We start from the raw sequence: 24,216 nt of genomic DNA on the forward strand, positions 1-24,216 counted from the left end.
GCACGGGGCCGCACGCCGTCCGTGCGCCCCGGTCCGCACGGACACCCGCCGGAACGGCCCGGCGCGAACCGCATAAGGGTGAGGGATGACCGCATCGCACAGCCGGGGGGCTTCGGAAGTGGACGACGCCGTCCCGGCCGGCACACGGCCGGGCCGACGGGCCGCACGAGCACAGGATGCGTCGCGAGCCGGACGCCGGGCATCCGGTCGCAGGGCGGCCGGCCGTGGCCGCGACCGGTCGCGGCGCAGGAAGCGCAGCGTAGGCAAGACCATCGGGATCACCGCGTCCGCACTCGTGCTGATCGTGGCCGCGACGGGCGCGGTGCTCTACGAGCACCTGAACGGCAACATCAAGAGCGTGGCGATATCCGGCGCCGGGACCGAGAAGGCGGATGCGTTCGGGCGCACGCCGATCAATGTCCTGGTGATCGGTTCCGACACGCGTTCCTCGGCGCAGGACTGCCAGCTCGGTGGCGATTGTGGCGGCGGTCCCAGCAATGCGGACGTCGAGATGGTCATGCACGTCTCCGCCGACCGCTCCAACGCCACGGTGATGAGCGTGCCCCGCGACACAGTGACCCAGCTGCCGGCATGCAAGGACCCGAGCACCGGCAAGACGGTGCCCGCCCAGACCGGCATGGTCAACAGCGCGCTCGCGTACGGACCTGCCTGCCAGGTCGCGGCCGTCCACCAGCTCACCGGGATCCCGATCGACCACTTCATGATGATCGACTTCGGGGGTGTGGTGAGCATGTCGGACGCCATCGGTGGCGTTCCGATCTGCGTCGACAACAACGTCTACGACACCTACTCGCACCTGAAGCTGGCCAAGGGCACGCACACGCTCAAGGGCGTCTCCGCGCTGGAGTTCCTGCGCTCCCGGCACGGCTTCGGCGACGGCAGCGACCTCGGGCGCACCGTCGCCCAGCACATGTACCTGTCATCCATGGTCCGTACGCTCAAGAGCGCGGGCACGCTGACCGACCCCTCGGCCCTGTACGGACTGGCGGACGCGGCGACCAAGGCGCTGACCGTAGACGACGGATTGAACAGCATCACCAAACTCCTCGGTCTGGCCAACGACTTGAACAAGGTGCCGTCCAACCGGATCACCTTCGCCACCATGCAGACCATGCAGGACCCGACCGACAAGAACCGGGTGGTGATGTCCCCTGCCGCGCACAACCTGCTGAACGCGATCAGCAACGACCAGTCCCTGACGACGAGCAGCGGCGGCAAGTCGGCCGCGGACGCCCAGGCGACCTCGACGGCCACCGCCACTCCCAGCCCCACGCAGGCCGCCATCCCCGACTCCCAGATCACCGTCCGGGTGAACAACGCCAGCGGCATCACCGGCCGGGCATCCGACATCGCGCAGTACCTCATCACCCAGGGCTTCAGTCCCGACAGCGGATCCCGCAACGCCCCCGTCCCGGCCGCGACCACCTCGATCCACTACGCCTCCGGCCAGCAGGCCGAGGCCCAGGCCGTCGCCCGCGCGCTGCGGATACCCAGCAGCCGCCTGCGGGAGGACAGCAGCGTCAGCAACGTCACCGTCGTCGTCGGCAGCGACTGGAGCAGCGGCACCACCTTCGCAGCCGGAGGAGGCGGCTCGTCGAAACCGGCCCCGGCCGACACCAAGGCCGCCGTCGCCGGAGCCAACGCCCAGACCGGCGATCAGAAGGAGTGCGCACAGGTCAGCACCTACGCCACGGTGGAAGTCAACGGCGTCGCCATGACACCGACCCAGGCCTACGCCGACAGCCCCAACGTCCGTGACTCGGCACCCTGACCAGCCCTGACAACAACGCCCGGCAGGTGCCGTCCGGCAGGGCTGAGCGCACGTACAGCGCACAAGACCACGGTGGAAGGAACCGGGACAGATGGCAGCAGCCGGCGGGAGAGACGAGGATCCGCCGACTCAGGCCTTGGAGATGGCCGCTGCCGCCTTCGCCATGCTGAGCTCCGCCGTGCGGCTGCACATCGTGTGGGCGCTCACCCAGCAAGAGTGCGGTGTGTCCGAGCTGACCCGCCGAGTGGGCTGCACCCCACAGGCGGTCAGCCAGCACCTGGCGAAACTCAAGCTCGCCGGGATCGTGCGCGTGCGCCGCGAAGGCCGCAACCACGTCTACGCACTCAGCGATCGCTCCATCGACGCGATGGCGGTCCTGATGATCGAACGGTTCTCCCCCCACCCGGCGGCGGAACCGGCCGGGCCGCCTTGGACAGCCCCGCTCGTGAAATCCCCGGGCCGGCGCACGGGTTGACCCCCTAACGACCCGTCCGACAAGTGCCCAAAACACCACGCGCCAGAGCCGTTGTCTGTCCCTTCCCTTGGACAGGGGACCATCAGGATGCGCGGCGACCCTGTTTACGTGGGCGGCCAGGGCAGACAGACTCAGCCGTGGCCGACGGTGCGGCAGGCAACCGCACAGGCGAGGTGATGCGGCGATTTCCCATGAACAGCCTTGGTTTCATGGCGATTTCATGGAACCTCCTAGGCTCGTGGAACGAGGACTGCAACCATCCCGCGGCCATTTCCACGTCAAGGCTCGTCAGGAAGCGGGAGGCGTACCCCGGATCCACGAAGGATCGCTGCCCGCGACAGGACGTTCACAGACCAATCACAGAAGGTCGAGATGCCAAGACATCACAGACGTGCCCGCCACCTCATAGCGGCACTGTTCATCGCCCTGTTAATGCTCGTCACCGGCGCTGGCGCAAGCTACGCGGCCCAAGCGGGCGGTGCGACTGCTCACGCGGCGCCCGCGGCCGACGATGACGCCTGGACGTTCGCCACCGCCAACGGCCGGATGCTGGACGTGCAGAACGGGACCCGGGACGACGGCGCCATCATCGTGGCGAACAACACGCCCGGCTACGCCCAGAGTTGGCGCCTCATCTCCCTGGGGCACGGCGAGTTCCAGGTCGCCAACAACACCACCGGCAAGTGCTTGTACTCCACCGTTCCCCTGCGCCAGCAGGCATGCGGGAAGCCGGGCGAGGAGTGGCACTTCCGCCCGGTGACAGGCAAGGCGAACACGTTCACGCTGGTGCGCACCGACAACAACTACTGCCTCGACATCATCCTCGGTGCCTCCTACTCGGACGCCTGGACGCAGCCATACGGCTGTAACGGCACCTCGGCGCAGGAGTGGTCCGTCCCGGCGTCGAAGACGCCGGAAGCGATGAAACTCGCCATCGAGTACTACCAGAACCTGTGCTCCACCAACACCTCCACCTGCACCTGGACGGAGACGTCGGAAGGCGCCCCGGAGGCGCTGCCGAGGGAGAAGGCGTCATCGGTGTGGTACAACGACACCTCCGACACCGTGCACCAGGTCTTCACCACGATCTACCACAGCGGATGGTCGCAGAGCATTTCCGCTGGCGTCTCCACCTCCGTGGGCGTCTCCGCTCCGGTGCAGGCCATGATCTCCTCGCAGTTGCAGGCGACCACCGTCTACCAGTCCGACGACACCACGATCAACGGCGTGATGGTCACGGTTCCGCCCAAGCAGTACGGCTGGGTTGACTTCGCGACGGTGGCGAAGAAGGTGACCGGAACGTGGACCTTCGACCTCGGCAACTTCCCGTGGAAGGCGGACGGCACCGTGACGGTTCCGGTCGTCAACTCCCCGGCCGGGTCGACGATGTACATCGCCCACACCGGCCCGACCCCGCCCAGCGCATGAAAGAGGGAGGACTCTGATGACGCCGCGTCTGCGTGCTCTGTCCGCTGTCGTCTGCGCCCTCGCCGCATCCGCGTCCCTCACCACGACCGCCCACGCGGACTCCCAGGGCGCCGACAAATGGGCGGTCACTGTCACCCGTACGTTCGCCCCGCCGCCCGGTACTCACGTCGCGCCCTACGGCTACGGGGCGAAGGTCACCGATGACGCGGGACGCACCCTTGGCACAGTAGTGCCGGGAGAGGTGGAGGACACCAGCGGCAACATCCACCTCATCACCTGGTCGGTCACCGGCAACACGGTCGTGCAGACGATTCAGGGTGCGCCGCCAGGGGGCAGTATCGAGGGGACGATGAGCCCGGGGACCACCTCCCTCGCCGATCCGGCGTCGCTGCTGCCGCGCGCTGCCAACGATGACGATCCGAAGGCGAAGTGGCGCAAATGCATGAATCAGCAGGTGATCGAGGGAGCGCTTCTGGGAGGTGTCGCCACCATTGAGACGGGAGGGGAAGGCGCGGCGTTGGGCGCGTTCGGCGGACTGATGCTCGGTTTCGGCAAGTGCGGGCTACACCCCTAGCCACCAGGTGATGTCCTTTCCCCAGCAGCGTGCTCGCGGTGGGAGACAGGGAAGGGCCGACCCTTGGCTTTGCCTTTTGGCGTCCGCCATGGCGACTGGTGAGACGGGTTTCGGTGACGTCTTCTACGACCTGGTGTCCGTGCAGTACCACTCTCTGAAAGCGGGGCGCGACTACGGACAGTACGTGCGGGATGCGGAGAACGCCGGCAAGAAGGAGATCGCGGACTTCTTCCGCCAGGTGATGCGGGAGAACTCTCAGCGAGCGGCGACCTGCCACCGCTACCTGAAGGCACTGTCCGGCACCGCGGAGGGTGGACCCGGCCACGACCTGAGACCGAGGCCGACCGCCCGTGCGATCCGCCCCCACTACGGCACTCGTGAGGCGGCGGCCGTGCGGTGGGTGAGGATGCCCAGCATCACCAAGCTCACCGCAGCGATCACCACATAGCCGGTCAGCGTGCCGATACTGTCCCAGGCCGTGTGCAAAAGCACGGCAACCACGAAGACCAGCAGGAAGCGCAGCCAGCGGCCGGTGAGCCGGGCCGCCCACAAAGCGGCGGCAGTCGCCCCCGTCCAGGCCATATGCCCGGCTGGCGCCAGCAGCCCTCGCAGCACCAAGATGTCCTCCAGCGCCGTGACGCTGCCGTGGCTGCGCACCAGCGCGACGAAGGCGTAGCCCATGGTCTCCAGCGCCGCGAAGCCGGCTCCCGAGGCGACGCCGATCAGCACCCCGTCCGCGGGCTGGCGGTAGCGGGTGAGCAGCAGCACGGCGAGCGGCACCAGGAGCTTCGCGGCCTCCTCGATCACCGCGACCGCAAGCATCGGCAGCACGCCCAGCCGCAGCAGAGTGTGGTACTCCAAGAAGCCTGCCACCACCGTGCCGACCACCCCGCCCAGCAGGGCGGTAACGAACACCACGGTCGGCGGCACGTCGTAGGGCAACCGCCGCTCCGCCACGAAGAGCACGAACGCCGTCGGCACCACTGCGGCGCCGAGCAGGATCACCGAGGGCACGAAGTTGGGGTTCGCCGTGTCCACCATGGCCCGTTCGTCCGCGATGAACAGCACCGTCCCCATCACCAGGGCGCCCAGCCAACCCAGGCGTGCAACAGTCATCCGCGCCACCTCCCGTCCGCCACCGCCCGGCCGGGCCCGCCACTCAGCGTTTCTACCCCGAAGCGGGGGTGCGACGCGTCGTAGCGGGTGTGCGGCGGCGGCCGCGGGACATGCGGCACCGGCCGACCGGGCTGGTCCGGGGGAACAAGAGTGTCTGGCTCGTGGCGCTTGGACACTCCGGTCACCATGCGCGGCGCACCGGGCGTCAGGTGTGCAGGATGCTGTTGCGGCCGTCGTGGCTGTCGGCGTCGTCCTCGTCGAACCAGTAGTCGCCGTGCGCGAGGTAGCGGAAGCCCACCTGCTGGCCGACCGGCAAGGTGACCTTGACCGCGCGGCTGCCGTCCGGTCGCGGCATCAGCGCGTGGGTGCCGGGCCGCCAGTCGTTGAAGTCACCGACCACACTGACCTCTCCCGCCGGATGGTCGGCGGGAAGGACGAAGGTGACCTCGGTGTGCTTCTTGTTCCGGGTGCGCTCCAACATCGGGATCACTCCTTGGGCGTTCGGGGGTGGCATGCCAGCCGATCCTCGCCCGCGCGGGGGTCCAACGCGCGTGGCACTCGACCACACGGGTCCCGCTGTCAACCGTCCGGCCGCATCACTCCCCTGCGGGTCGCCGCCACTACGCGGCGAGCCCTACCTCGATCAGCCGTCTCAGCCCATCGCTCACCGCCCCACGACTGCGGCGGAGCCGGCACCGTGATGCGCACCGAGGCGGGCCCCGGATAGCGCCAGCGCGATCAGGCGGCGGGTACGGGAGTTCCTCAGCATCGCCCGGACCAGCTTGCGGCGCTTGCCCAGCACCGTCAGCCCGATGGCCATGTTCGCTGTGCCCAGTGCGACCACGGCGGCGCGGGACCGCAGAGTAAATGGAGGTTCTGCGCGGAAGCTGTACCCGTTCGTGCGGTCCGCTGCGAGGCGACCGCTGTGATCAGTAGCCTGGCGTTTGACCACCTGTAAGGGGAACCAATGCGGAGATCGCTTCTCCTGGCCGCCGGAGTGACGGTACTGGTAGCTGTTGTCGCCGGGGTGTTCACAGGAATTCACGGTGCCGTGCACGGCGCGGGCAGGTCCTCGGGGCCACTGGCTTCCGACAAAGCGGCGGTCGCCCAATCACAGCAGTCCGTCGAGCCGTTGGGAAAACAGGGCGCACAGTACCCGTGGATGATCCGGCTGCAGCATTCCGGAAACGCCAACGGAACGATCATCGCCACCTACACCAGCTATGTCGACCACCGCGCCGAGGACCCCGTCTTCGCGAGCACCAACGAAGGCAGGACCTTCACCCGCATCGCGACGCTCGCCCCCGGCGCGACGTCGAAGAACCTGTGCTGCACCAGTCTGTTCGAACTGCCCCGCCAAATCGGGGCGTTGCCCGCCGGCACCCTGCTGTGGGCGGGCGCCAAGAACGCCAACGCACGTCCCATGTCGCTTCCGGTTTGGCGTAGCGAGGACCACGGCCACAGCTGGACCTTGCTGTCCACTGCCTACACGTCGCCGAACCAGGGGGGCGTGTGGGAACCGTCGTTCTCCGTCGACGCCTCCGGACAGCTCATCTGCTACTTCTCAGACGAATCCGACCCCGCCCACAGCCAGTTGCTGGCACGGACCGTTTCCACGGACGGTGTCCACTGGGGACCGAAACAGCAGGTGGTGGCACTTCCTGATCACTCTGCCCGCCCTGGAATGGCGGTGGTTCACCGGCTTCCCAGCGGCCAGTACTTCATGACCTACGAACTGTGCAGCACCACGGGCCCAGACTGTCCCGTGCACTACCGGGCCTCCGCCGACGGTAGCGACTGGGGAAACCCGGCCACGCCCGGCGCCGAGGTCGTCGGACCGAATGGCCGAATTCCGGAGCACACGCCGAAATTCACGGTCACCCCGGACGGACGGATCCTGCTGGCCAGCCTGGCCTATGACAACCCCGACGGTTCGCCGGCCCCCGGCAACGGTGCGGTACTGCTGGTCAACGGCTCGGCCGGTGCGGGCTCCTGGTCGGTGATCCCAGCCCCCGTTTCGGCTCCCGAAAACAACCGGAAGGTGGGCCCGTGCACCAACTACAGCCCTGCGCTACTCCCGGTCGGCAACAACGGGAATCAGGTCCTGGAGATCACCACGCGTGATGAGGCCGGGATTTGCAGGGCCTACTACGGCACAGGGGCATCCAGCCAATAGAAGGAGGCTGCGCACGATCGCGTCGCGTTCGAGGGACTCCAGTGGGCTGAGCACCCGACGGCTCAAGGTCTGGCATTCCGGCGGCAAGTCGCCCGGTCGGATCACGCCTGACCTGCGGCGCTGTGCCACCGTACGCAGCACGTGGCGTAGCTGGGCGATGTTTCCGGGCCAGGTGTGGCGCATCAGCAGCCGCACCGCGGCGGTGGAGCAGGTCAGCGCCGCCTGCGAGGTCAACTTCACGAGCAGGAACGGTATGAGTTCCTGGACGTCCTCGATGTGATGGCGCAACGGCGGGACCTCCACCGACGCGGGGAAGGCACCCAGCAGGTCGGCGATGTCACCGCTGTCCGCGAGGGGGTGGTGCGTCGCGGCGATCCAACGGCGCTGTCCCGAACGGCGTCGGCTCCGCGCTGCCGGTGCAGGAGTGCGGCGAGAGGTCGGCTGCTGCCTGGAGGCAGGCGGTCGATGTGCCGCAGGACGAGGCAACCGCTGTTCTCGTGGAGCTCCCGCTCCACGCGTTCGAGGAGCGCGGAGCAGTCGGCGGTATCGGCGGCGTCGACCACCTGGAAGCGTCCGGCGGGGTGGTGGTGGCGGTTGGCGGCGCGCAGCAACTCGATCTTGCCCGTGCCGGGCTCGCCTGAACAGTGATCCATTCACCTGACTGGTAGTGCGCGCACACCTGGTCGCATACCCGCTGCCCCACGGCGGACGAACCGGCCAGGCCGGGAAGGCAGGGGGTGGAAGGCCCGGGTCTCTGACGGGGGTTCGGGGGCCACGTCGGTCAGGCGCACCCGAACCACGCCTCCGGCAGGGCCGGACCCGGTGTGTACCGGGGCGCAGAACATCCGGGCTTTGGCCCCGCTGGGCAGGTCCACGTCGATGGCGGCGCGTTTGCTGCCCATCATCGCCTCGGCGGCGGCGGCGGCGAGCAGCGCTGTCTGATCCGGGGCGGAGAGGACCTGGCGGGCGTGGGGATGCCGCGTTCCGGCAGGGCGTCATGCTGATCCACGGCTGCAAGGAGGGCCAGTGCTCGGCATGCAAGTCCCTCCTGCTTGACGGCGACCTCCAGATGGGCCGGTACTCCACCTTCGTCCTGCCGGACTTCGAAAAGGACGAGGGGTACGTCCTGCTGTGCCGGTCACACGCCTACAGCGACGTGGAGATCGAACTCGTCAACTACGACGAGGACATGATCAGGTCCGGTCTGCGGGTCAGCTCCGACCGGCGTCTGGTGTTCGTCGGCGGGGGCGTGGATGCCCGATGTGATCGCGGAGAAGCCGGAGATCATCCACGTCGAGACGACCGGCACCGGGTGGTCCGAAATGGCCGAACTCACCCGCAGGTGACGGCCTGCTGCGCCGCCACCGGCTTGGAACCCTCGGCGGCGAGCGCCTGGGCGTGGAAGGAGCGTCAGCAGGTGCGGGACTGGTGTTGTCGGTGAGGCCGACAGTGTCGGCCGCGGCAACGAACGAGGCTCAGGGCGCCCGGTACTCGGGGCGAACCGTGTGGTCCACGTCGGGGTGACCGTCCAGCCCTTCGGCCGTGCGGTTGACGGTGTAGTGCGCGATGAGCGGCAGGGAGCGGGACGAGCCGCCAACGGCGAGGCCGTAGGTTCCGTCCTGCACGGTGAACGCCTGCGCGCCGGAGTCCCAGTACGACAGTTCGCGCGGGCTCACCTTCAAGGTGACGCGCCGGGTCTCGCCGGGCCGCAGGGTGACCTTGCCGAAGGCGCCGAGTTCTCTCGGCGGCGAGGAGACGACGGTGTGCGGCTTGCTCACGTAGACCTGCGGCGCCTCGGCGCCGGTGCGGGTGCCGGTGTTGGTGATGTCGAACGAGACCGTCACCGGGTCGCCGGAGGTGCCGCTGCGGTGGCCGAGGGCGAGGTGGGAGTAGGCGAACGAGGTGTACGACAGGCCGTATCCGAAGGGGAACAGCGGTGTGACGCCCCGCGCGTCGTACCAGCGGTACCCGACGTCGACGCCTTCGGAGTAACTCTCCTCGCCGTTGACACCGGGGTACTGCCGCGCGGTGTTGGCCGGGACATCGCGGTCGCTGGCGGGCCAGGTCTGCGGCAGTCTGCCCGAGGGACTGACGTCGCCGAACAGCAGGCGGGCGATGGCGGCGCCGCCGCGGGCGCCGGGATACCACGCCTCCAGCACGCCCGCGACCTTCGGCAGCCACGGCATCAGCGCCGGTGCTCCGGTCTCCAGGACCACCACGGTGCGTGCGTTGGCGGCGGCGACAGCGGAGATGAGCGCGTCCTGGTTGTCGGGCAGCGTGAGGCTGGTGCGATCGGAGCCTTCGGAGGAGCGGTCGCGTACGAAGACAAGCGCGGTTTTCGCCGCCTTCGCCGTGTTCGCGGCCTGGCTCAGGTCGGATCCGTCGGCGTAGGTCACCTTCGCACCGCTGCCGGCGCGAGTGGTGATGGCGTCGTAGGCGTTGTCGACGGAGAGCGGGTTGACCTGACTGCTGCCGCCGCCCTGCGCGGAGTTCTTCGCCGTGGCTCCGATGACGGCGATGCTGCCCGCCCCGCCGGACAGCGGTAGGACGTCGTCGTTCTTGAGCAGGACCGCGCTGCGCTCCTCGACGCGTTGGGCGACGGCGTTGTCCGCGTTCTGGTCGATGGGTGAGGTCGCCGTGGTGTCGCGGTCGAAGAGCCCGAAGCGGAAGAGCACGGTGAGCGTCTCACGTACCCGGTCGTCGATCTGGGCGCGCGTGATCTTCCCTGCCGCGAGTGCGGCCTGTACGGCGGGCAGTGTCTCGTGGAAGCCCGTGGGCAACTCGACGTTGAGTCCGGCGGCCACGTCGGTGGTGTCGTGGGTGGCCGGGTAGTCGGAGACCACGTAACCGTCGAAGCCGAGCGCACCGCGCAGCGCGGTGGTCAGCGTCGCGGAGTTCGAGCACGAGTAGACGGAGTTGACCCGGTTGTAGGAGCACATCACCGAACCGGGGTGGCCGTCTGCGATGGCGATACCGAAGTTCTTCTCGTAGATCTCGTGCAGGGTGCGGTCGTCGATGTTCGCGGAGATCGTCTGGCGGCTGGTTTCCTGGTTGTTGGCGACGTAGTGCTTGACCGTGGCGATGACGCCCTTGCTCTGCACACCTCGGACGTATGAGCCGGCAGTCGTGCCGGAGAGCAGTGGATCCTCGCTGAAGTACTCGAAGTTGCGCCCGTTGGTGGGTACCCGCGCGATGTTCATGCCCGGTCCGAAGAGTTGGTCCTGCCCGAGGTCGCGCGCCTCCGTGCCGACGACGCCGCCGTAGTCCCGCGCCACCGAGGGGTCGAAACTCGCGGCCTCGGAGATCGGTGCCGGCATCTCGGTCGCCTTCTGCCCGTTGCGTACGCCGGCCGGGCCGTCGGTCATCGTGACCCCGGGCACGCCAAGTCGGGGGATCGGCGGGATGTATCCAACGGTCGGCACCGGAGAGAGGCTCTGGGCGACGCCGTGCAGCATGTTCACCTTGTCGGCCAGGGTCATCGCCGCCAGCAGTTCGTCCGCACGCCGTTGCGGGGGCTGGCCCGCGTTCCGCCAGGGCTGACCCGACGATGCCGATACGGGGACCGCCGGTGTCACCACCATCGCCATGGCCAGCGGGAGCGCCGCCGCTACGACCATCCCCAGGCGTCCGAGGACGCTCGCACCGGATTTCGGTCTGGACATGTCACCTACTTCTCCTCATGCGACGCATGATCAGTCGTTTCGGTGTCGTCCGGGTGCGAGGCGTTCTCCACGCGGTACCCGGACATCCGACCTTTCGGTTTCGGGAACCTAAGACGACACTGCGAGGACGTCAAGAGCGCCACTCATCGACCATCCCGCCACGACCCCATCGGCCGTCCGCGGGAGCCGCCTTGGCGGTCAGTGGGCCGGGGGCAACGCGATGCGACCCGGGGCGGCTCCTGACGCTGTGTCACACTCGGCCTGGAAGGCGGTTGATCCCGCAGCGCACAAGTGGAGCGACGATGGCCGAAGACCCACCGGCGGGACGAGAGAGAACCTACGTGGCCGTCATCGGCGCGGGGAACGCGTCGGCCGCCGAGAAGGAGGCGGCCGAGCACATCGGCGCCCTGCTGGGGGAACGCGGCGTGGTGGTGGTCTGCGGCGGTCTCGGCGGGGTCATGGAGGCCGCGTGCCGGGGCGCCCAGAGCCGTGGCGGAACCGCCGTCGGACTACTGCCGGGCCGGGACCGGGCCGTCGGCAACTCCTATCTGACCGTCGCACTGCCGACCGGAATGGGCGAACTGCGCAACGGTCTGGTGGTGGCGGCCTGCGACGCGGTCATCGCGGTGGGCGGAAGCTGGGGCACGCTCAGCGAGATCTCGCTGGCGATGAGGACGGGGAAACCGACAGTGGTGTTGGACAGTTGGGAGCTCAGGCCCGCACGACCGGCCGCCGTCGGCATGCCGACGACGGCCGACTCGGCCGAGGAGGCGGTGGAGCTGGCCCTGCGGATGGCCGATGGAGGCTCTGGGCAGGGCGCGGCCGGCTGACGGCTGGCCGATGCCCTCCGCCCCGTCGCCGAGCGGCACCGCACCACCGTCGCCGAGGTGGCCGTCGCCCAGCCCTGCCCTCCCCCGGCGCCACCGGGTCCACGCGCCGGTCCGTGCGCCTGTTTTCCGTCAGGGAAGCGCGGTGATCTCACCACCGTAGGCACGAACGGTGACACCATGGTCATGGAACGGCCTTACTGTTCAGGTCCCCATTCTGGCCGTTCGCGGCGGGACGCTCCGGGGACTCGGTCGACTCGGCCCGGTTGGCGGAATCGTGCTGTACCGGGGGAGGTGGCGGAATGCCGCAAGCGGCGGTGCTCGATGTGGGGTGCCACAGCGCTCTGCTCACTGTGGTGCGCTGGCGGCCGGGCGCGGTGCTGGAACCCGTCTTCTCGCACAAGGTGCGTCTGCGACTGCACGAGGCGCTCGACCGGAGGGGCTGCCTGGGCAGGGCCGGAGTTGAGAGTGTGCAGCGGGCGGTGGTCGAGGCGGTGACCGCGAACCCGCGTACACCCCCGTCACGCCGAGCATGACCCTCCGCGAGGCGAGCAGCGGCCACAAGTCGACCAGCCCCGGGCGCAGTTCGACATCGATCGTGTCGCCGAATTCGGAGGGCACGGCATGGGGAATTCCATGGCGATTCAGCTCCGCCCGGACCGCCGCGACCTCCGAAGTCGAGAACCCGGCGATCCGGGCCGTGCGGAAACCCTGGACGGCATAGCGGAGTTGCTCGGCGCTGACCACTTCCCCGAGTTCCACCCAGGGCTCGTCGGGCTCCCGGGAGCCATGGTCACCCAGCAGCTCGCGGGCGCGGGCCAAGGCGGACGCGGCATCCGGCATTGGCTCCAGGACGGGATAGAGGAAGGAGGCACCCATAGACGTTCAATGCTCCCAGACACACCTTGTCGGTGCCCGCGAGCCAGCTGGGGCGGACGGACGGCGAGGCTCCGCTTCAGCTCTTGGCGATTCCGCTGACAGCGTGGCCGGTTAACACCGGGGCCGCCGAGGGGCACAGTCAGATGCATGAGACTGCTGATGCTGGGTGGAACGGAATTCGTCGGTCGCGCCGTCGTGGACGCGGCACTGACACGCGGATGGCAGGTGACGGTGTTCCACCGCGGGCACCATGAGCCACCGCCCGGCGTTGCCGTGTTGCGCGGTGACCGTACGGCGGCCGACGGGCTGGCGGCGCTCGGCCGGGGCGAGTGGGACGTCGTCGTCGACACCTGGACCGGCGCGCCGTCCGCCGTACGGGATACGGCGCGGCTGCTGGCAACCCGGGCCCAGCGGTACGTGTACGTGTCCAGCCGCTCCGTCTACCGCTACCCCTCCGCCGCCCGGCTCGACGAGGACGGACCGCTCGTCGACGGCTCGCCCGATGCCGGTGAGGTCGAGTACGCACAGGCCAAGCGCGGCGGCGAGTTGGCCGCGACCGCCGTCTTCGGTGGCCGGGCGCTGCTGGTACGGGCCGGTCTCATCCTCGGCCCATGGGAGAACATCGGCCGACTGCCCTGGTGGCTGCGGCGGGTGGCGCGTGGCGGCCCCGTACTGGCGCCCGGGCCACGTGAGTTGGCCCTCCAGTACGTCGACGCCCGCGATCTCGCGGCGTGGACGCTCGACGCCGTCGAACGCGGCCTCGGTGGCCCGTACAACCTCGTCAGCCCGGCCGGGCACACGACGATGGGTGAACTGCTGGAGGCCTGCGTCCGGGTCACCGGCGCCGATGCCGACCTCCGGTGGGTGGAGCCCGAACGCATCGCGGCGGCGGGCATCGAGCCGTGGACCCAGCTTCCGATCTGGCTGCCGCCGGGCGAACTGCACGACCACCTGCACCAGGGCGACGTGTCCAAGGCCGTTGCCGCGGGCCTGCGGTGCCGCCCCATCGGGGAGACCGTCGCCGACACCTGGGCGTGGCTCCAGAGCATCGGCGGCGAACCACCGCAGCGCCCCGACCGCCCAGCGGTTGGACTGGACCCGGAAACTGAAGCGAGGGTCCTGAAGGGATGACGCGTACGGCGCTGGGACGAGGACCGCGCTCGAACGCTTCTGTGAGGTACGGCGGTTCGCGGCTCGCGTAGTGACAAGGCAGGTGGCCGAGTCTCGTCGAGGACCACTGCCAGGAGGCCGTCCAGCCCGTCTAGATGCAGAGCTGGTCGGCCGCGGGTGGGGCGTACCGGGCGACACCGAGTCGATGCCGCAGACGCGACAAGTCAGCGCCGTGGAACGCCCGTCCGCGGCGCCCACGAGCCTCCGGGCGACGCCCGGCAGTCAGCGCCGATCCCGCTGCGCCGCCGCTATCTGGCTGACCGTCCGTTCGGCGGCGGAACCGCGCTGGAACCGCTCCGCGATTGCGGGGAACTGCCCGGCGAACGCGCTCAGCAACCGCAACTCCACCGGTGCCACGTTGACTTCGCACAGGTCACGTTCGACGGCTCGGACGACCGCCGTCGCCACCTGGCTCGGGGAAACCGTGCGTATGCCGGCGGGTGGCGTGGCGCCCGTCACCGCGAACATGCCCGCGTCGCGGACGAAGCCGGGTTGGATGAGGGAGACGCCGACCCCCGTACCGTGCAGGTCCTGGCGGAAGCCGAGCGTGAAGCCGCGCAGGCCGAACTTGGTCGCGTTGTAGAGCGAAGAGGACTTGGTGGCGGTCTTGCCGGAGATCGAGCCGACGATGGCGATGTGCCCGCGTCCCGCGTCGACCATGCGGGGAGCGAGCGCGCGGGCCAGCATGACGGGGGTGCGGAGGTTCACGGCGAGCGCCCGGTCGATCTGCTCGGGCGTGTACTCAAGGAGGTCGCCGCTGGAGGGGAGGGCGGCGTTGGCGATCAGGATGTCCGTGTCGGCACAGGCCTTGGCGAGGTCGTCGACCTGGTCCGGGTCGGCGAGATCGGCGGTGACGGTGCGGGCGCCGAACTCGGCGGCGATCGGTTCCAGGGCGTCCGCGCGGCGTCCGGTCAGCACCAACTTGGCACCTCTCGCGGCGAGTTCGCGGGCGATGGTCTGGCCGAGGCCGCCCGTGGCCCCGGTCAGCAGAACGGTTGATCCTGCGATGCGCATACGAGTAGCCTCCCGAGAGCTGTTCGTTCGAACGAACGTTAGGGAAGGGGAACGGCAATGTCCACAGCCGATTTCGCCGGGCTCGTCGAATGCACCCGATCCCTGACGGATGGCCGGGACACCTCCGTGTCCCTCGTGCGGGCCTCGCTCGAACGCATCGCGGCGACCCAGGACACCATCAACGCGTTCCGCTGCGTACGCGCGGAGGCGGCGCTGCGGGAGGCGGAGGAGGCGGACCGCAGACTCGCCGCGGGCGAGCGGTTACCGCTGCTCGGTGTGCCGATCGCGGTCAAGGACGACACCGACGTGGCCGGTCTGCCGACACGGTTCGGCTGCGACGGCGAGGACCAACCGAAGTCCGCGGACGGCGAGTTGGTGCGACGGCTGCGTGCGGCCGGAGCGGTGATCGTCGGCAAGACCAACGCCTGCGAACTCGGCCAGTGGCCCTTCACCGAGGGCGCCTTCGGTGCCACCCGCAACCCCTGGAACACCGCCCACTCCCCCGGCGGTTCCTCCGGCGGCTCGGCCGCGGCGGTCGCCGCCGGACTCGTCCCGGCCGCGGTCGGCTCCGACGGCGGCGGTTCCATCCGAATCCCCGCGGCCTGGACGCATCTGGTGGGCATCAAGCCGCAGCGCGGCCGGGTCTCCCTGCACCCCTACACCGACGCCTTCCAGGGCCTCACGGTCAACGGCCCGCTGGCCCGCACCGTGGCGGACGCGGCCCTGCTGCTGGACGTGCTGGCGGGAGCGCACCCCACCGACGTGGGCCGGCCCGCGCCGATCGACGCCTCGGCGGCATGCCGTCGAGAGCCGGGCCGACTACGCATCGCCGTGGCCTGGCGGCCCCCGCTCACCCTCACCGGCACGCGCGTCCACCGCGATGTGCGCCGCGCCGTCGCCGGCATCGCGGAGACGCTCGCCCGCCTCGGCCACCACGTCGAGGAGGCGAGGCCGCGCTACGGGCTGATCGGACTGAGCTTCGTGCCCCGTGCCGCGGCGGGCGTGACGGATGCCGCCGCCCGGCACGCCGTACCCCACCTGCTCGACCCGCGCACCCGCAGCACCGTGCGCACCGGTAGAAGGCTCGGCGGGCGCGTGCTGGGCATCGCCAGGGGCCGTGAGCCGCGCCAGCACCGCAGGATCGGCGGCATCTACGACACGTACGACGTGGTGCTCACCCCGACCACAGCCGTTCCGCCGCCGCGCGTGGGCGACTTCGACGGGCTGAGCGCATGGCGGACCGACACTGCGATGGTGGCGGCCTGCCCCTACGCCTGGCCTTGGAACGCACTCGGCTGGCCCGCGGTGAACGTACCGGCGGGCCTCACACCGGACGGGTTACCGGTCGGCGCCCAGTTGCTCGGCCCGGACTCCGGCGAGGAACTGCTGATCTCCCTCGCCGCCCAACTCGAGGCCGAACTGCGCTGGCCGCGGCTGCACCCGGCCCTCGGCAGCACCAGCAGGACGCCGGTGGAACAATGATCGCCATGTCCAAGCCCCCCGGAACCCGGCAGTCCATCATTGATGCGGTCCTGCGCATCATCGGTGAGGACGGCGTCGCCGGGGTCACCAACCGCCGCATCGCGAAGGAGGCGGGGGTCTCCCTCGGTTCGGTCACCTACCACTTCGCCACCCAGCACGAGTTGCTGCGCGAGAGCCTGCTGCACTTCGTCGCGGAGGAGACCCGGCGCTTCACCGAACTCGCCGACCAGTGCCAGACCGACGTGATGGACCTCGATAGGGCCGCCGCGGCGGTCGGCCAGGTCGCGCGGGGCACGGAGTTCGACAGCAGGCACATCGCACCGTTCGAGCTCTACGTCCAGGCAGGGCGCGACGAGCGGCTGCGCGCCGCGGCTGCGCAGTGCTTCGCCGCGTACGACCGGTTGGCCACCCGGATCCTGACCGGCCTCGGCGTGCCCGACGCCGAACGGTTGGCGAGCAGTACCGTCGCCCTGGTCTTCGGGCTGCAACTGCGCAGCCTGGCCACGGGATCGCCCGCGGAGGAACTCGTCGACGCACTACTGCTGCTGGCGCGCGGGGCGCAGCACAGCTGATCCCCCGGGACACGGCTGGTCCAGCGAAGCGACCCGAAGTGCCCTTTCGAAAGGTGTCAGTGGGCATGGACGAGGCCCCGCCGCACCGCGTGTGCGGCGGGAATCGGCACGTTCTGAGCGCTGTCGGCCCGGGGGTCGTGTGAGTGGTTCGGCAAGTGGGCGGCGAACACGGGCGATGAGCAGGGCGACGTCGTCGGGGTCGTCGGGAGAGCGCAGTGCGTCCAGGGGACGGTCCGCCGCGTCCAGCAAGTGGCGCAGGGCGTCGAGGCGTTGGTCGATGGGGTCGTGCCGGGTTTCCACCAACCCGTCGGTGTACAGCAGGATCTCGCGGTAGTGCCGACCGAGGTGGTCCTTCTCGGGAAGGTCGTGTATCCGCTCCAGTGCCGGGTTTACGGCCACGTACCGCAGATCGGTGTTGAGGATCACCAGCCCGAGGGCGTAGAAGTCGCCGAGGTCGTCCAGCAGCCGCATGTTGCGGAACTCCAACAGGCGGGTGCTGCCGTCGCTGTGCCGTACCGGAAAGGCTCCGGCCCAGCTCTCGCCGGTCTCCATGACGTCGGCGAACAGCTTGATCACCAGGTCCTGGTGCTGTTGGTGGACGAGCAGCGGGGCCGCGTACTGTCCGAGCGCCTCCTGCGCGGTGTATCCGAACAGCGCCTGCGCGCCGTAGGGCGTCCGCCAACCGCCCATCAGGCAGCCAGGTACCACGACATCAAGTATCTTGACTTCGAGAGAAATTCCGAGGAGGCTTTTACGGGAGATACCTTCACGTCAAGACACTTAGCCGAGGTGCCCATGACCACGCCCCACTGGGACCCGCAGCAGTACCTGCGCTTCGCGGAGGAGCGCACCAGGCCGCTACACGAACTGCTGGCCCGGGTGCCTGAACTGCCCTCCCAACCCGTCGTCCTGGACCTCGGCTGCGGCCCCGGCAACTCCACCGCAGTGGTGCGCGAGCACTGGCCGCAGGCCACTATCACCGGCGTCGACAGCTCCGCCGAGATGCTGCACACCGCCCGCACCACCGGCGAACCGACCGCCCAGTACGTGCTCGCCGACGCCGCCGCGTACGATCCGGCCCCCGCTCGCCCCGACCTGATCGTCAGCAACGCGCTGATCCAGTGGCTGCCCGGCCACCTCAAGCTGCTCCCCCGCTGGGCGCGGGCGCTGCGCCCCGGCGGAGTACTCGCCTTCCAGGCCCCCGGCAACTTCGACGCCCCCAGCCACACCCTGCTCAGCGAACTGATCAGCGGCCCTCGGTGGAGCGCGAGACTGGATCTGAACCCCAAGCGCGCCGGTGTCCACGACCCGGCCGAATACCTGGAGGTCCTGCTGGCCGAGGGCTGCGCCGCGGATGTGTGGGAGACCACCTACTACACGGTGCTGACCGGCCCCGACCCGGTCCTCGACTGGACCAAGGGCACCGCGCTGCGCCCCGTACTCAGCAAGCTCACCGACCCGGGCGACCAGGCCGCCTTCCTCGCCGAGTACGGCGCGCTGCTGCGCGAGGCCTACCCCGCGGGGCCGCACGGCACGGTCTTCCCCTTCCGCCGCCTCTTCGCGGTCGCGACACGGCACGCGTAGGCCGCCGTCCCCTGACTCACCGATCGACCGCACCGGAACGGGCATCAGGGCGCGCGCTGTCCAATGGATTTCGGACAGCGCCGCGCCGCCGTTCCGCTTCGCCGCCCGACCGCATGTCGACGACAAGCGTTGTTGACGACCTCAGTACGGCGTTGATTGGCTAGAGGAGGGTGCCCCACGGCCCGGACCGACCGTGGGCGAAAGGGTGATTGGAGGGGATAGTCGCACCATGACCACACGGCGCGTCAGGAAGAAGTGCCAGGCGTTGGTCAGTACGCTCGCCCTCCCCCGACCGTTCTCCGTGGAGAGCCTCATCCACGACCTCTCCTTACAGCGCGGCCGTGCCATCCGGCTGCGCAGCCTGCCCACTGGCTTCGGAGCCCATGCGTGCGGACTGGTGATCTCCACCGACACGGCCGACGAGATCTACGTCGAGGAGAAGACGACCCGGTTCCACCGGGACCACATCGCCCTCCACGAAATCGGCCACATCCTGATGCACCATGACAACGGCGGCCGGGAGGATCCCGGTGCGCTGTCCGCGCTGCTGCCGAACCTCAGCCCCGAGGCGATCAGCCGCATACTGGCCCGCACCAGTTACACCACGGAGCAGGAGCAGGAGGCGGAACTCGTGGCGAGCCTGATCCGGGCCAAAGCCGGAACACTCGCGCCGCTGCCGTCCACCGGGGTGCGCGGCAAGCTCGAAGTATCCCTCGGAATACGCGAGTAGGAGTCATGGACGACGCCTCGGTGTACAACATGGGTTCCGCCGTTGAGCTTTCCGGCGCGCTGGCCTTGTGGTTGGCGGTGTTCCTGCGGGTGCCGACGGCCCGGCGCTCGCACCAGCAGCGGATGCTGCTGCTCGCCGTGGCGGGTCTGGCCGGGTCGATCACCGTCTATCTGGACCCGGTCACCGCGGTGCTCAACCGGACCTTCGTGTTCGCCCAGAGCTGCGGGCTGTTCATGAACGTCTGGGGTGTCTTCAGCTCCGCGCTCATCCTCGACTTCGTGCTGGCTGCCATGTCCCGCCGCCGCCCCTGGCTGGTGTACAGCGCGATGGCCGTCACCACCGTCGCCCTGGTGGCGCTCAACGCCACCATCGCGCCCAACTCGGGCTGTGTCACCTCGGAGTACGTGCCGTGGTACAGCCTGTTCTGGTGGATCCTGGTCGCCGCGCATCTGACCGGAACCATTCCCTGCGCGGTGATGTGCGTGCGCTACAGCCGCCAGGCGAAGCGGGACCGGGCGTTCCGCGTCGGGCTGGTGCTGCTCGCCGGTGGATTCATCTCGTCCTCGGTCTTCTGGACCGTGGTACTGGCGTTCCTGCTCGCCCGTCCGGTCTGGCTGGGTGCGCTGTTCCCGCTCAACATCGGCGTCACCGCGTGGCTGATGACCGCCGGGACCGCGCTTCCGCTGCTGCTCGCCGCCCACCGGCTGGGCCGCAACGCGCTCGCGCTGTGGCGGCTGCGGCCGCTGTGGCGGGAACTCGTCGGGGCCGTGCCCCACGTCGCCCTGGACTCTCCGCGCGGCAGGTTCCGGGAGACCCTCGGCGGACCGCGGTCGGTGTACCTCCGGCTGTACCGTGAGGTCATCGAGATCCGCGACGCCATCTTGATCCTGCGTGACCATGTGACCCCGCAGACCGTGGAACGCGCCCGCGAGTACGTCCGCACGCGCGATCTGCCGGAGAACCGGATCGAACCCGCCGTCGTCGCCTGCTGGTTGGCGGAGGCGCGCCGGGCGAAGGCGAACGGGTCCCCGCCGCTGCCCAATCCCGCGGCCTCCGCGGGTTTCCGGGGACACGACCTGCGCGACGAGATCGACTTCCTCCTGGAAGTGCACCGGGCCCGCCGAATCCTGCCGTCGATTCCGCTGGGTTCCGCGCGCCCCGAGTACTCCACGCCCGTTCCGGACGGATACGGCGAGGAGATGACGCAAACCCTCCAGCCCGAACCCCAGCCGCAGTCAGGAATCCAGCGAGAGCCATGAACGCCGACAATCCCGCCGCCAACGACCGTTACAGCAACAGCATGTTGGGCAGGAACTCCCCCCACGAACGCAACCGGCTGGAGTCCATTCAAAGCAGCGTGGACGCCCGGACGATCGCGGTCATCGAGAACCTTGAGGTCGCGCCCTCCTGGCGCTGCCTCGAACTGGGCGCGGGCGCCGGTTCCATCGCCTACTGGCTGGCCGAGCGCTGCCCGGACGGACAGGTGGTCGCGGTCGACATCGACACCGGGTACCTCGACGCCGACCGGGCGGACAACCTCGTGATCCGGCGGGCCGACGTACTGCGCGAGGAGCATCCGCCGGGCGGCTTCGACCTGATCCACGCCCGCTATCTGCTCTGCCATCTGCCGGAGCGCGACGAGGTCATCGCGCGGGCCACGCGCTGGCTGGCGCCCGGCGGGTGGCTGGTGGTCGAGGACCCCTACCAACTCCCCGCGCACACCTCGCCGTTCCCGCTGGTCCAGCGGCTGATGGCGGCGTACGAGCGCAAGTACGGCGAGCACGGCGCCGATCTGACGTGGGCGCGCGGCCTGCCCGCGGTCCTCGCCCGCAACGGACTGCGGGACGTCGGCTTCACCGGGAACCTTGGCTGCATGGGTCTGCTCGACAAGGACCGCTGGCGTCCGCTGATCAACCAGGCGGGCCCGGCCCTGGTCGCCGACGGCCTGATCACCGAGGCGGATCTGAAGGGGTTCTTCGAACTGCTCGATGACCCGGCCTTCGTCGACATCCCACAGTTCACGATCTCGGCATGGGGCCGCCGACTGCCGTGACCAACCCCTGCTACCCGAACAGACCGTTGAGGTAGGAGGACTCGACCGCGCCCTCAACCGCCTGGTACGTCCCTTCGTTCAGCAGCTCAAGAGCGGCCTCACGGGCCGCCGAGTACGCGGCCCGGGCCACCCCCGCGCCAAGGCTGATCCTGCGCACCCCCGCCCGCGTCAGCTCGGCGACGCCGGGGCCGCCGGGCATGGCCAGCACGTTGAGCGGCAGCGGGGAGGCGTCGGCCAGCTTGCCCAGCGTCTCCAGGTCGAGCAGGGCGGGCACGAAGAGGCTGTCGGCGCCCGCCTCCGCGTAGGCGGCCGCCCGGTCCAGCGTCTCCCCCAGCCGCCCCTCGGCCTCACCGACCTGGGAAAGGTACACATCCGTACGGGCATTGATCACCAGCTCGGGCAGTCCGGCCTCGGCCGCCGCCGCCCGGACCGCACGGATGCGGGCGGCCTGCCGCTCCACGGTGAACAGCGGTCCGCGCACCGCCGTGGAGTCCTCCAGGTTGAGGCCGATGGCACCGGCCGCGATCACCGCCGCGGCGGTGTCGGCGGCGTCCTCCTCCGTCGGGCCGTAGCCCGCCTCGGCGTCCACGGTCACCGGCAGGTCGACAGCCGCCACGATCCTGGCGGCGGCCTCGGCCATCTGCTCCCGGCTCATCGCCTGGCCGTCGCCGCGCCCCAGCGACCAGGCCATCCCGGCGCTGGTGGTGGCGATCGCCCGGGCGCCCGCGGCGGCGATCACCGCGGCGCTTCCGGCATCCCAGGCGTTGGGCAGCACCAGCACCGACTCCTGCGCCAACGCCCGGAACCGCCGGGCCTTTTCCGTGGTGCGGGCGTCAACAGCCATGATTCTCCTCGTCGTCGGGTCCGTGCGGGGTGGTGTTCAGTCGCGACGGTACGCCGGGGGCGGTGCGGGGAGAAGATCCAATCGGCGGCCGGGGAACTGCGCCATTCGCGGCCGTGGCGGCGTAGGCGCGTGCCACCTCGACCAGGAACCGGGTCTCGGTGGCCAGGTCGTGGCCGCCCATCTCGGCGACGGTGCCGGCCGAGGCACGCGGTGGGCACCCGTCGAGCTTCGCGCCACGGGCCTGCCGCAGCAGCGCGGCCAGGGCCACCGGATCAGCGGTTCGCGACGTGGCGGGCTCCGGTGGTGCGTAGTCACGAAGCACGAGGATGGCGTCGCGGATCTCCATCACCTTGCGGTAGACCAGGTAGTTCCAAGCGCCGCGCGGCTGGAGCATCTCCAGCAGTCGGGGCCGTGGATCGGCCAGCGCCACCTGCGGCACCGCGTCCACCAGGTCCCGCCACAGGGGCCACAGTTGGTGCAGGGTGCGCAACTCGGCGGCGGTGCGCCGGAGGTTGGCCAGCAGGGGCAGGGTGAGGGCGGCCGTGCGCAGCAGGCTGTGCAGCCCCATCAGCAGCGGCAGCAGCGCCGGGATCCAGTTCGCCCGCAGCGGTATGTACAGCAGGTAGAGCAGCCAGTACGTCCCGGCGAACGCGGTGCCGAGCCCGAAGAGGGCCAGTCCGGTCCGTAACGCCCGGTTGGGCCCGTAGCGGCCGTAGCGCCAGCACACCTGGACGCAGGCGGCGTTGGCGGTGAGGTGGGCACCGATGACGATCAGCCAGTAGGCCAGTGAGGGTTGCGGGGAGGACACGTCGACCACGGTGTGCTGGGCGTTCGACGGCGCCGTGAGGTCGAGCAGCACCATCGCGGCCATCACCGCCGCGGCGGCGAGGCGTCCTCCGGCTCTGCGTTGGCGGTTGCCGGTGGTCGCGATGACGAAGTCCAGTACCGCCGCGGAGGACAGCACCCCGCACAGACTGGTCACCGCCGCGGTGAGGTGCGGCTGGCCGAAGGCGTGGTTGACGAAGCGGCAGACGATGCCTCGGTTGAGCGCCATGGCCGCGGCGGCGGCCGCCACCGCCAGCCAGATGCCGCGCTGCGGAGGCGACCGGAGGGCGGCCGGGGCGCGCAGCAGCACGGCCGCCACCATGCAAACCACGCCGACGTTCTCCAGCAGCGTTCCGGCGTCGGTGAGCCGGGTCAGGACGGCTGACATGCGCGCAGTCAACCCGCTGCCGGGATCTCGCCGGTGCCGTCCACACCGAGCGCGGCCTCCAGCCCGCCGAGCACTCCGCTGGCCGCGGGCGCGGCCGGCCGGTCGGCCTCGGTGCGGATGAGGCTGGCCAGCATCTCGGCCTCCCGCTCCTGGTCGGTGGTGTAGCTGGTGCGGGCGAGCAGCCGACGTACCAGTCGCAGGTCCAGGTCGGGCAGCAGGCCGCCCAGCGCTCCGCCGTCCCGCGCGCCCGCCGAGTGGTGGTCGAAGAGCAGATGCGCTATCTCGTGCAGGATGATGTGGTCCTGGTGCGGGCGTGTGGTGCGGCGCTCGAAGAAGATGTGGTCGTCGGTCTCGGTGGCCAGCCACAGCCCGCAGGCACCGGCCGTGGCCACCTCGGCGGGCAGCATGTGCAGATGCAGTGGACGGCCGCGCCGCTCGGACAGTTGGCGGCACAGCGCCGCCACGGAGAACGGCCTGGGCAGCCGGATCCCGTCCAGTACGGTCCGGCACCTGCGGCATAACTCCCGTTCGCGCTCGCGCTCCCGGTGCCTTTCCAAAGGCGTGCGGTCGGTGGACTTCCCCGTGTACGGCATGTCGCCTCTCCCGGTCGTAGCTGTCCGGCCGG

Annotated in this window: 26 protein-coding genes and 1 pseudogene; 17 read left to right on the forward strand and 10 right to left on the reverse strand. The window is 69.9% G+C overall.

Annotated elements, in window-relative coordinates:
- Positions 1 to 304: 304 nt before the first annotated feature.
- From P3G67_RS20840 to P3G67_RS20860, 5 genes are all read left to right on the forward strand, one after another.
- Positions 305 to 1,792: an LCP family protein gene (locus P3G67_RS20840; protein ID WP_449343255.1), complete on the forward strand. Its 1,488-nt coding sequence runs from the start codon at positions 305 to 307 to the stop codon at positions 1,790 to 1,792.
- Between the two features lie 91 nt (positions 1,793 to 1,883).
- The gene (locus tag P3G67_RS20845; RefSeq protein ID WP_276094806.1) at positions 1,884 to 2,267 is read left to right on the forward strand and encodes an ArsR/SmtB family transcription factor; all 384 of its coding nucleotides are present in this window, start codon (positions 1,884 to 1,886) and stop codon (positions 2,265 to 2,267) included.
- Between the two features lie 372 nt (positions 2,268 to 2,639).
- Positions 2,640 to 3,695, forward strand: a complete 1,056-nt coding sequence (locus tag P3G67_RS20850) for an RICIN domain-containing protein (protein ID WP_276094807.1) — start codon at positions 2,640 to 2,642, stop codon at positions 3,693 to 3,695.
- A 16-nt stretch (positions 3,696 to 3,711) separates the two neighbouring features.
- Positions 3,712 to 4,269 (forward strand): hypothetical protein, encoded by a 558-nt coding sequence (locus P3G67_RS20855; RefSeq protein ID WP_276094808.1) that lies wholly within the window; start codon positions 3,712 to 3,714, stop codon positions 4,267 to 4,269.
- 88 nt (positions 4,270 to 4,357) lie between these two features.
- A complete protein-coding gene (locus P3G67_RS20860) occupies positions 4,358 to 4,717 on the forward strand; it encodes a hypothetical protein (protein WP_276094809.1) in 360 nt (119 codons plus the stop codon).
- Here P3G67_RS20860 and P3G67_RS20865 read toward each other — a convergent pair.
- The 3 genes from P3G67_RS20865 to P3G67_RS20875 form a co-directional block, all read right to left on the reverse strand.
- Positions 4,636 to 5,385, reverse strand: a complete 750-nt coding sequence (locus P3G67_RS20865; RefSeq protein ID WP_276094810.1) for a PrsW family glutamic-type intramembrane protease — start codon at positions 5,383 to 5,385, stop codon at positions 4,636 to 4,638. The two genes, P3G67_RS20860 and P3G67_RS20865, sit on opposite strands and share 82 nt — an antisense overlap.
- Before the next feature lie 205 nt (positions 5,386 to 5,590).
- Entirely contained in the window at positions 5,591 to 5,866 is a 276-nt protein-coding gene (locus tag P3G67_RS20870; protein WP_269857215.1) for an isoamylase early set domain-containing protein, read from the reverse strand.
- Between the two features lie 183 nt (positions 5,867 to 6,049).
- Positions 6,050 to 6,442, reverse strand: coding sequence for a hypothetical protein (locus P3G67_RS20875; protein ID WP_276094811.1), 393 nt, complete (start codon positions 6,440 to 6,442; stop codon positions 6,050 to 6,052).
- Between the two features lie 105 nt (positions 6,443 to 6,547).
- Here P3G67_RS20875 and P3G67_RS20880 point away from each other — a divergent pair, with 105 nt between their 5' ends.
- Positions 6,548 to 7,561 carry a sialidase family protein gene (locus tag P3G67_RS20880; RefSeq protein ID WP_276094812.1) on the forward strand — a complete coding sequence of 338 codons (1,014 nt, stop codon included), beginning with the start codon at positions 6,548 to 6,550 and terminating at the stop codon, positions 7,559 to 7,561.
- Here the strand turns inward: P3G67_RS20880 and P3G67_RS36345 are convergent.
- Positions 7,457 to 7,864: a hypothetical protein gene (locus P3G67_RS36345; protein WP_449343256.1), complete on the reverse strand. Its 408-nt coding sequence runs from the start codon at positions 7,862 to 7,864 to the stop codon at positions 7,457 to 7,459. The two genes, P3G67_RS20880 and P3G67_RS36345, sit on opposite strands and share 105 nt — an antisense overlap.
- 194 nt (positions 7,865 to 8,058) lie before the next feature.
- On the opposite strand from P3G67_RS36345, the gene P3G67_RS20885 reads away from it, so the two are divergent.
- Together P3G67_RS20885 and P3G67_RS20890 are read left to right on the forward strand one after the other, a co-directional pair.
- The gene (locus P3G67_RS20885; RefSeq protein WP_276094813.1) at positions 8,059 to 8,202 is read left to right on the forward strand and encodes a hypothetical protein; all 144 of its coding nucleotides are present in this window, start codon (positions 8,059 to 8,061) and stop codon (positions 8,200 to 8,202) included.
- Positions 8,203 to 8,228: 26 nt separating this feature from the next.
- Entirely contained in the window at positions 8,229 to 9,002 is a 774-nt protein-coding gene (locus P3G67_RS20890) for a 2Fe-2S iron-sulfur cluster-binding protein (protein WP_276094814.1), read from the forward strand.
- 34 nt (positions 9,003 to 9,036) lie between these two features.
- On the opposite strand, the gene P3G67_RS20895 is transcribed toward P3G67_RS20890, so the two are convergent.
- Positions 9,037 to 11,223 carry a beta-glucosidase gene (locus tag P3G67_RS20895; RefSeq protein WP_276094815.1) on the reverse strand — a complete coding sequence of 729 codons (2,187 nt, stop codon included), beginning with the start codon at positions 11,221 to 11,223 and terminating at the stop codon, positions 9,037 to 9,039.
- 302 nt (positions 11,224 to 11,525) lie between these two features.
- Here P3G67_RS20895 and P3G67_RS20900 point away from each other — a divergent pair, with 302 nt between their 5' ends.
- The 3 genes from P3G67_RS20900 (at position 11,526) to P3G67_RS20910 (ending at position 14,060) form a co-directional block, all read left to right on the forward strand.
- Positions 11,526 to 12,053: a TIGR00725 family protein gene (locus tag P3G67_RS20900; protein ID WP_276094816.1), complete on the forward strand. Its 528-nt coding sequence runs from the start codon at positions 11,526 to 11,528 to the stop codon at positions 12,051 to 12,053.
- Between the two features lie 299 nt (positions 12,054 to 12,352).
- Positions 12,353 to 12,586 (forward strand): hypothetical protein, encoded by a 234-nt coding sequence (locus P3G67_RS20905; RefSeq protein ID WP_276094817.1) that lies wholly within the window; start codon positions 12,353 to 12,355, stop codon positions 12,584 to 12,586.
- A 490-nt stretch (positions 12,587 to 13,076) separates the two neighbouring features.
- Positions 13,077 to 14,060, forward strand: coding sequence for an NAD-dependent epimerase/dehydratase family protein (locus tag P3G67_RS20910; RefSeq protein ID WP_276094818.1), 984 nt, complete (start codon positions 13,077 to 13,079; stop codon positions 14,058 to 14,060).
- Positions 14,061 to 14,321: 261 nt separating this feature from the next.
- On the opposite strand, the gene P3G67_RS20915 is transcribed toward P3G67_RS20910, so the two are convergent.
- Positions 14,322 to 15,113, reverse strand: a complete 792-nt coding sequence (locus tag P3G67_RS20915) for an SDR family NAD(P)-dependent oxidoreductase (RefSeq protein WP_276094819.1) — start codon at positions 15,111 to 15,113, stop codon at positions 14,322 to 14,324.
- A gap of 57 nt (positions 15,114 to 15,170) precedes the next feature.
- Here P3G67_RS20915 and P3G67_RS20920 point away from each other — a divergent pair, with 57 nt between their 5' ends.
- A complete protein-coding gene (locus tag P3G67_RS20920; RefSeq protein ID WP_276094820.1) occupies positions 15,171 to 16,595 on the forward strand; it encodes an amidase in 1,425 nt (474 codons plus the stop codon).
- A 5-nt stretch (positions 16,596 to 16,600) separates the two neighbouring features.
- Entirely contained in the window at positions 16,601 to 17,167 is a 567-nt protein-coding gene (locus P3G67_RS20925; protein ID WP_269857203.1) for a TetR/AcrR family transcriptional regulator, read from the forward strand.
- Between the two features lie 192 nt (positions 17,168 to 17,359).
- Here P3G67_RS20925 and P3G67_RS20930 read toward each other — a convergent pair.
- Positions 17,360 to 17,857 (reverse strand): annotated as a pseudogene (locus tag P3G67_RS20930) (PAS domain-containing protein); the annotation flags it as partial.
- Positions 17,858 to 17,962: 105 nt separating this feature from the next.
- On the opposite strand from P3G67_RS20930, the gene P3G67_RS20935 reads away from it, so the two are divergent.
- From P3G67_RS20935 to P3G67_RS20950, 4 genes are all read left to right on the forward strand, one after another.
- Positions 17,963 to 18,751 carry a methyltransferase domain-containing protein gene (locus P3G67_RS20935; protein WP_276094821.1) on the forward strand — a complete coding sequence of 263 codons (789 nt, stop codon included), beginning with the start codon at positions 17,963 to 17,965 and terminating at the stop codon, positions 18,749 to 18,751.
- Positions 18,752 to 18,980: 229 nt separating this feature from the next.
- Entirely contained in the window at positions 18,981 to 19,481 is a 501-nt protein-coding gene (locus tag P3G67_RS20940) for a hypothetical protein (protein ID WP_269857200.1), read from the forward strand.
- 5 nt (positions 19,482 to 19,486) lie between these two features.
- Positions 19,487 to 20,740 carry an MAB_1171c family putative transporter gene (locus P3G67_RS20945; RefSeq protein ID WP_276094822.1) on the forward strand — a complete coding sequence of 418 codons (1,254 nt, stop codon included), beginning with the start codon at positions 19,487 to 19,489 and terminating at the stop codon, positions 20,738 to 20,740.
- Complete coding sequence (locus P3G67_RS20950) at positions 20,737 to 21,534, forward strand: class I SAM-dependent methyltransferase (RefSeq protein ID WP_276094823.1); 798 nt, start codon at positions 20,737 to 20,739, stop codon at positions 21,532 to 21,534. Before P3G67_RS20945 ends, P3G67_RS20950 begins: the two co-directional genes overlap by 4 nt.
- A 10-nt stretch (positions 21,535 to 21,544) precedes the next feature.
- Here P3G67_RS20950 and P3G67_RS20955 read toward each other — a convergent pair whose 3' ends face one another.
- Genes P3G67_RS20955 through P3G67_RS20965 form a run of 3 tightly spaced genes read right to left on the reverse strand, consistent with a single transcriptional unit; the run spans position 21,545 to position 24,184 of the window.
- On the reverse strand, positions 21,545 to 22,378 hold the full coding sequence (locus P3G67_RS20955; RefSeq protein WP_276094824.1) for an isocitrate lyase/phosphoenolpyruvate mutase family protein: 834 nt from the start codon (positions 22,376 to 22,378) through the stop codon (positions 21,545 to 21,547).
- Positions 22,368 to 23,591: an MAB_1171c family putative transporter gene (locus P3G67_RS20960; protein WP_276094825.1), complete on the reverse strand. Its 1,224-nt coding sequence runs from the start codon at positions 23,589 to 23,591 to the stop codon at positions 22,368 to 22,370. The genes P3G67_RS20955 and P3G67_RS20960 overlap by 11 nt, the downstream gene beginning before the upstream one ends.
- A gap of 8 nt (positions 23,592 to 23,599) precedes the next feature.
- Positions 23,600 to 24,184 (reverse strand): hypothetical protein, encoded by a 585-nt coding sequence (locus tag P3G67_RS20965; protein ID WP_276094826.1) that lies wholly within the window; start codon positions 24,182 to 24,184, stop codon positions 23,600 to 23,602.
- Positions 24,185 to 24,216: the final 32 nt, after the last annotated feature.

This window comes from Streptomyces silvisoli (genome assembly GCF_029269905.1).
In the GTDB taxonomy this organism is placed as follows: Bacteria; Actinomycetota; Actinomycetes; order Streptomycetales; family Streptomycetaceae; genus Streptantibioticus_A; species Streptantibioticus_A silvisoli_A.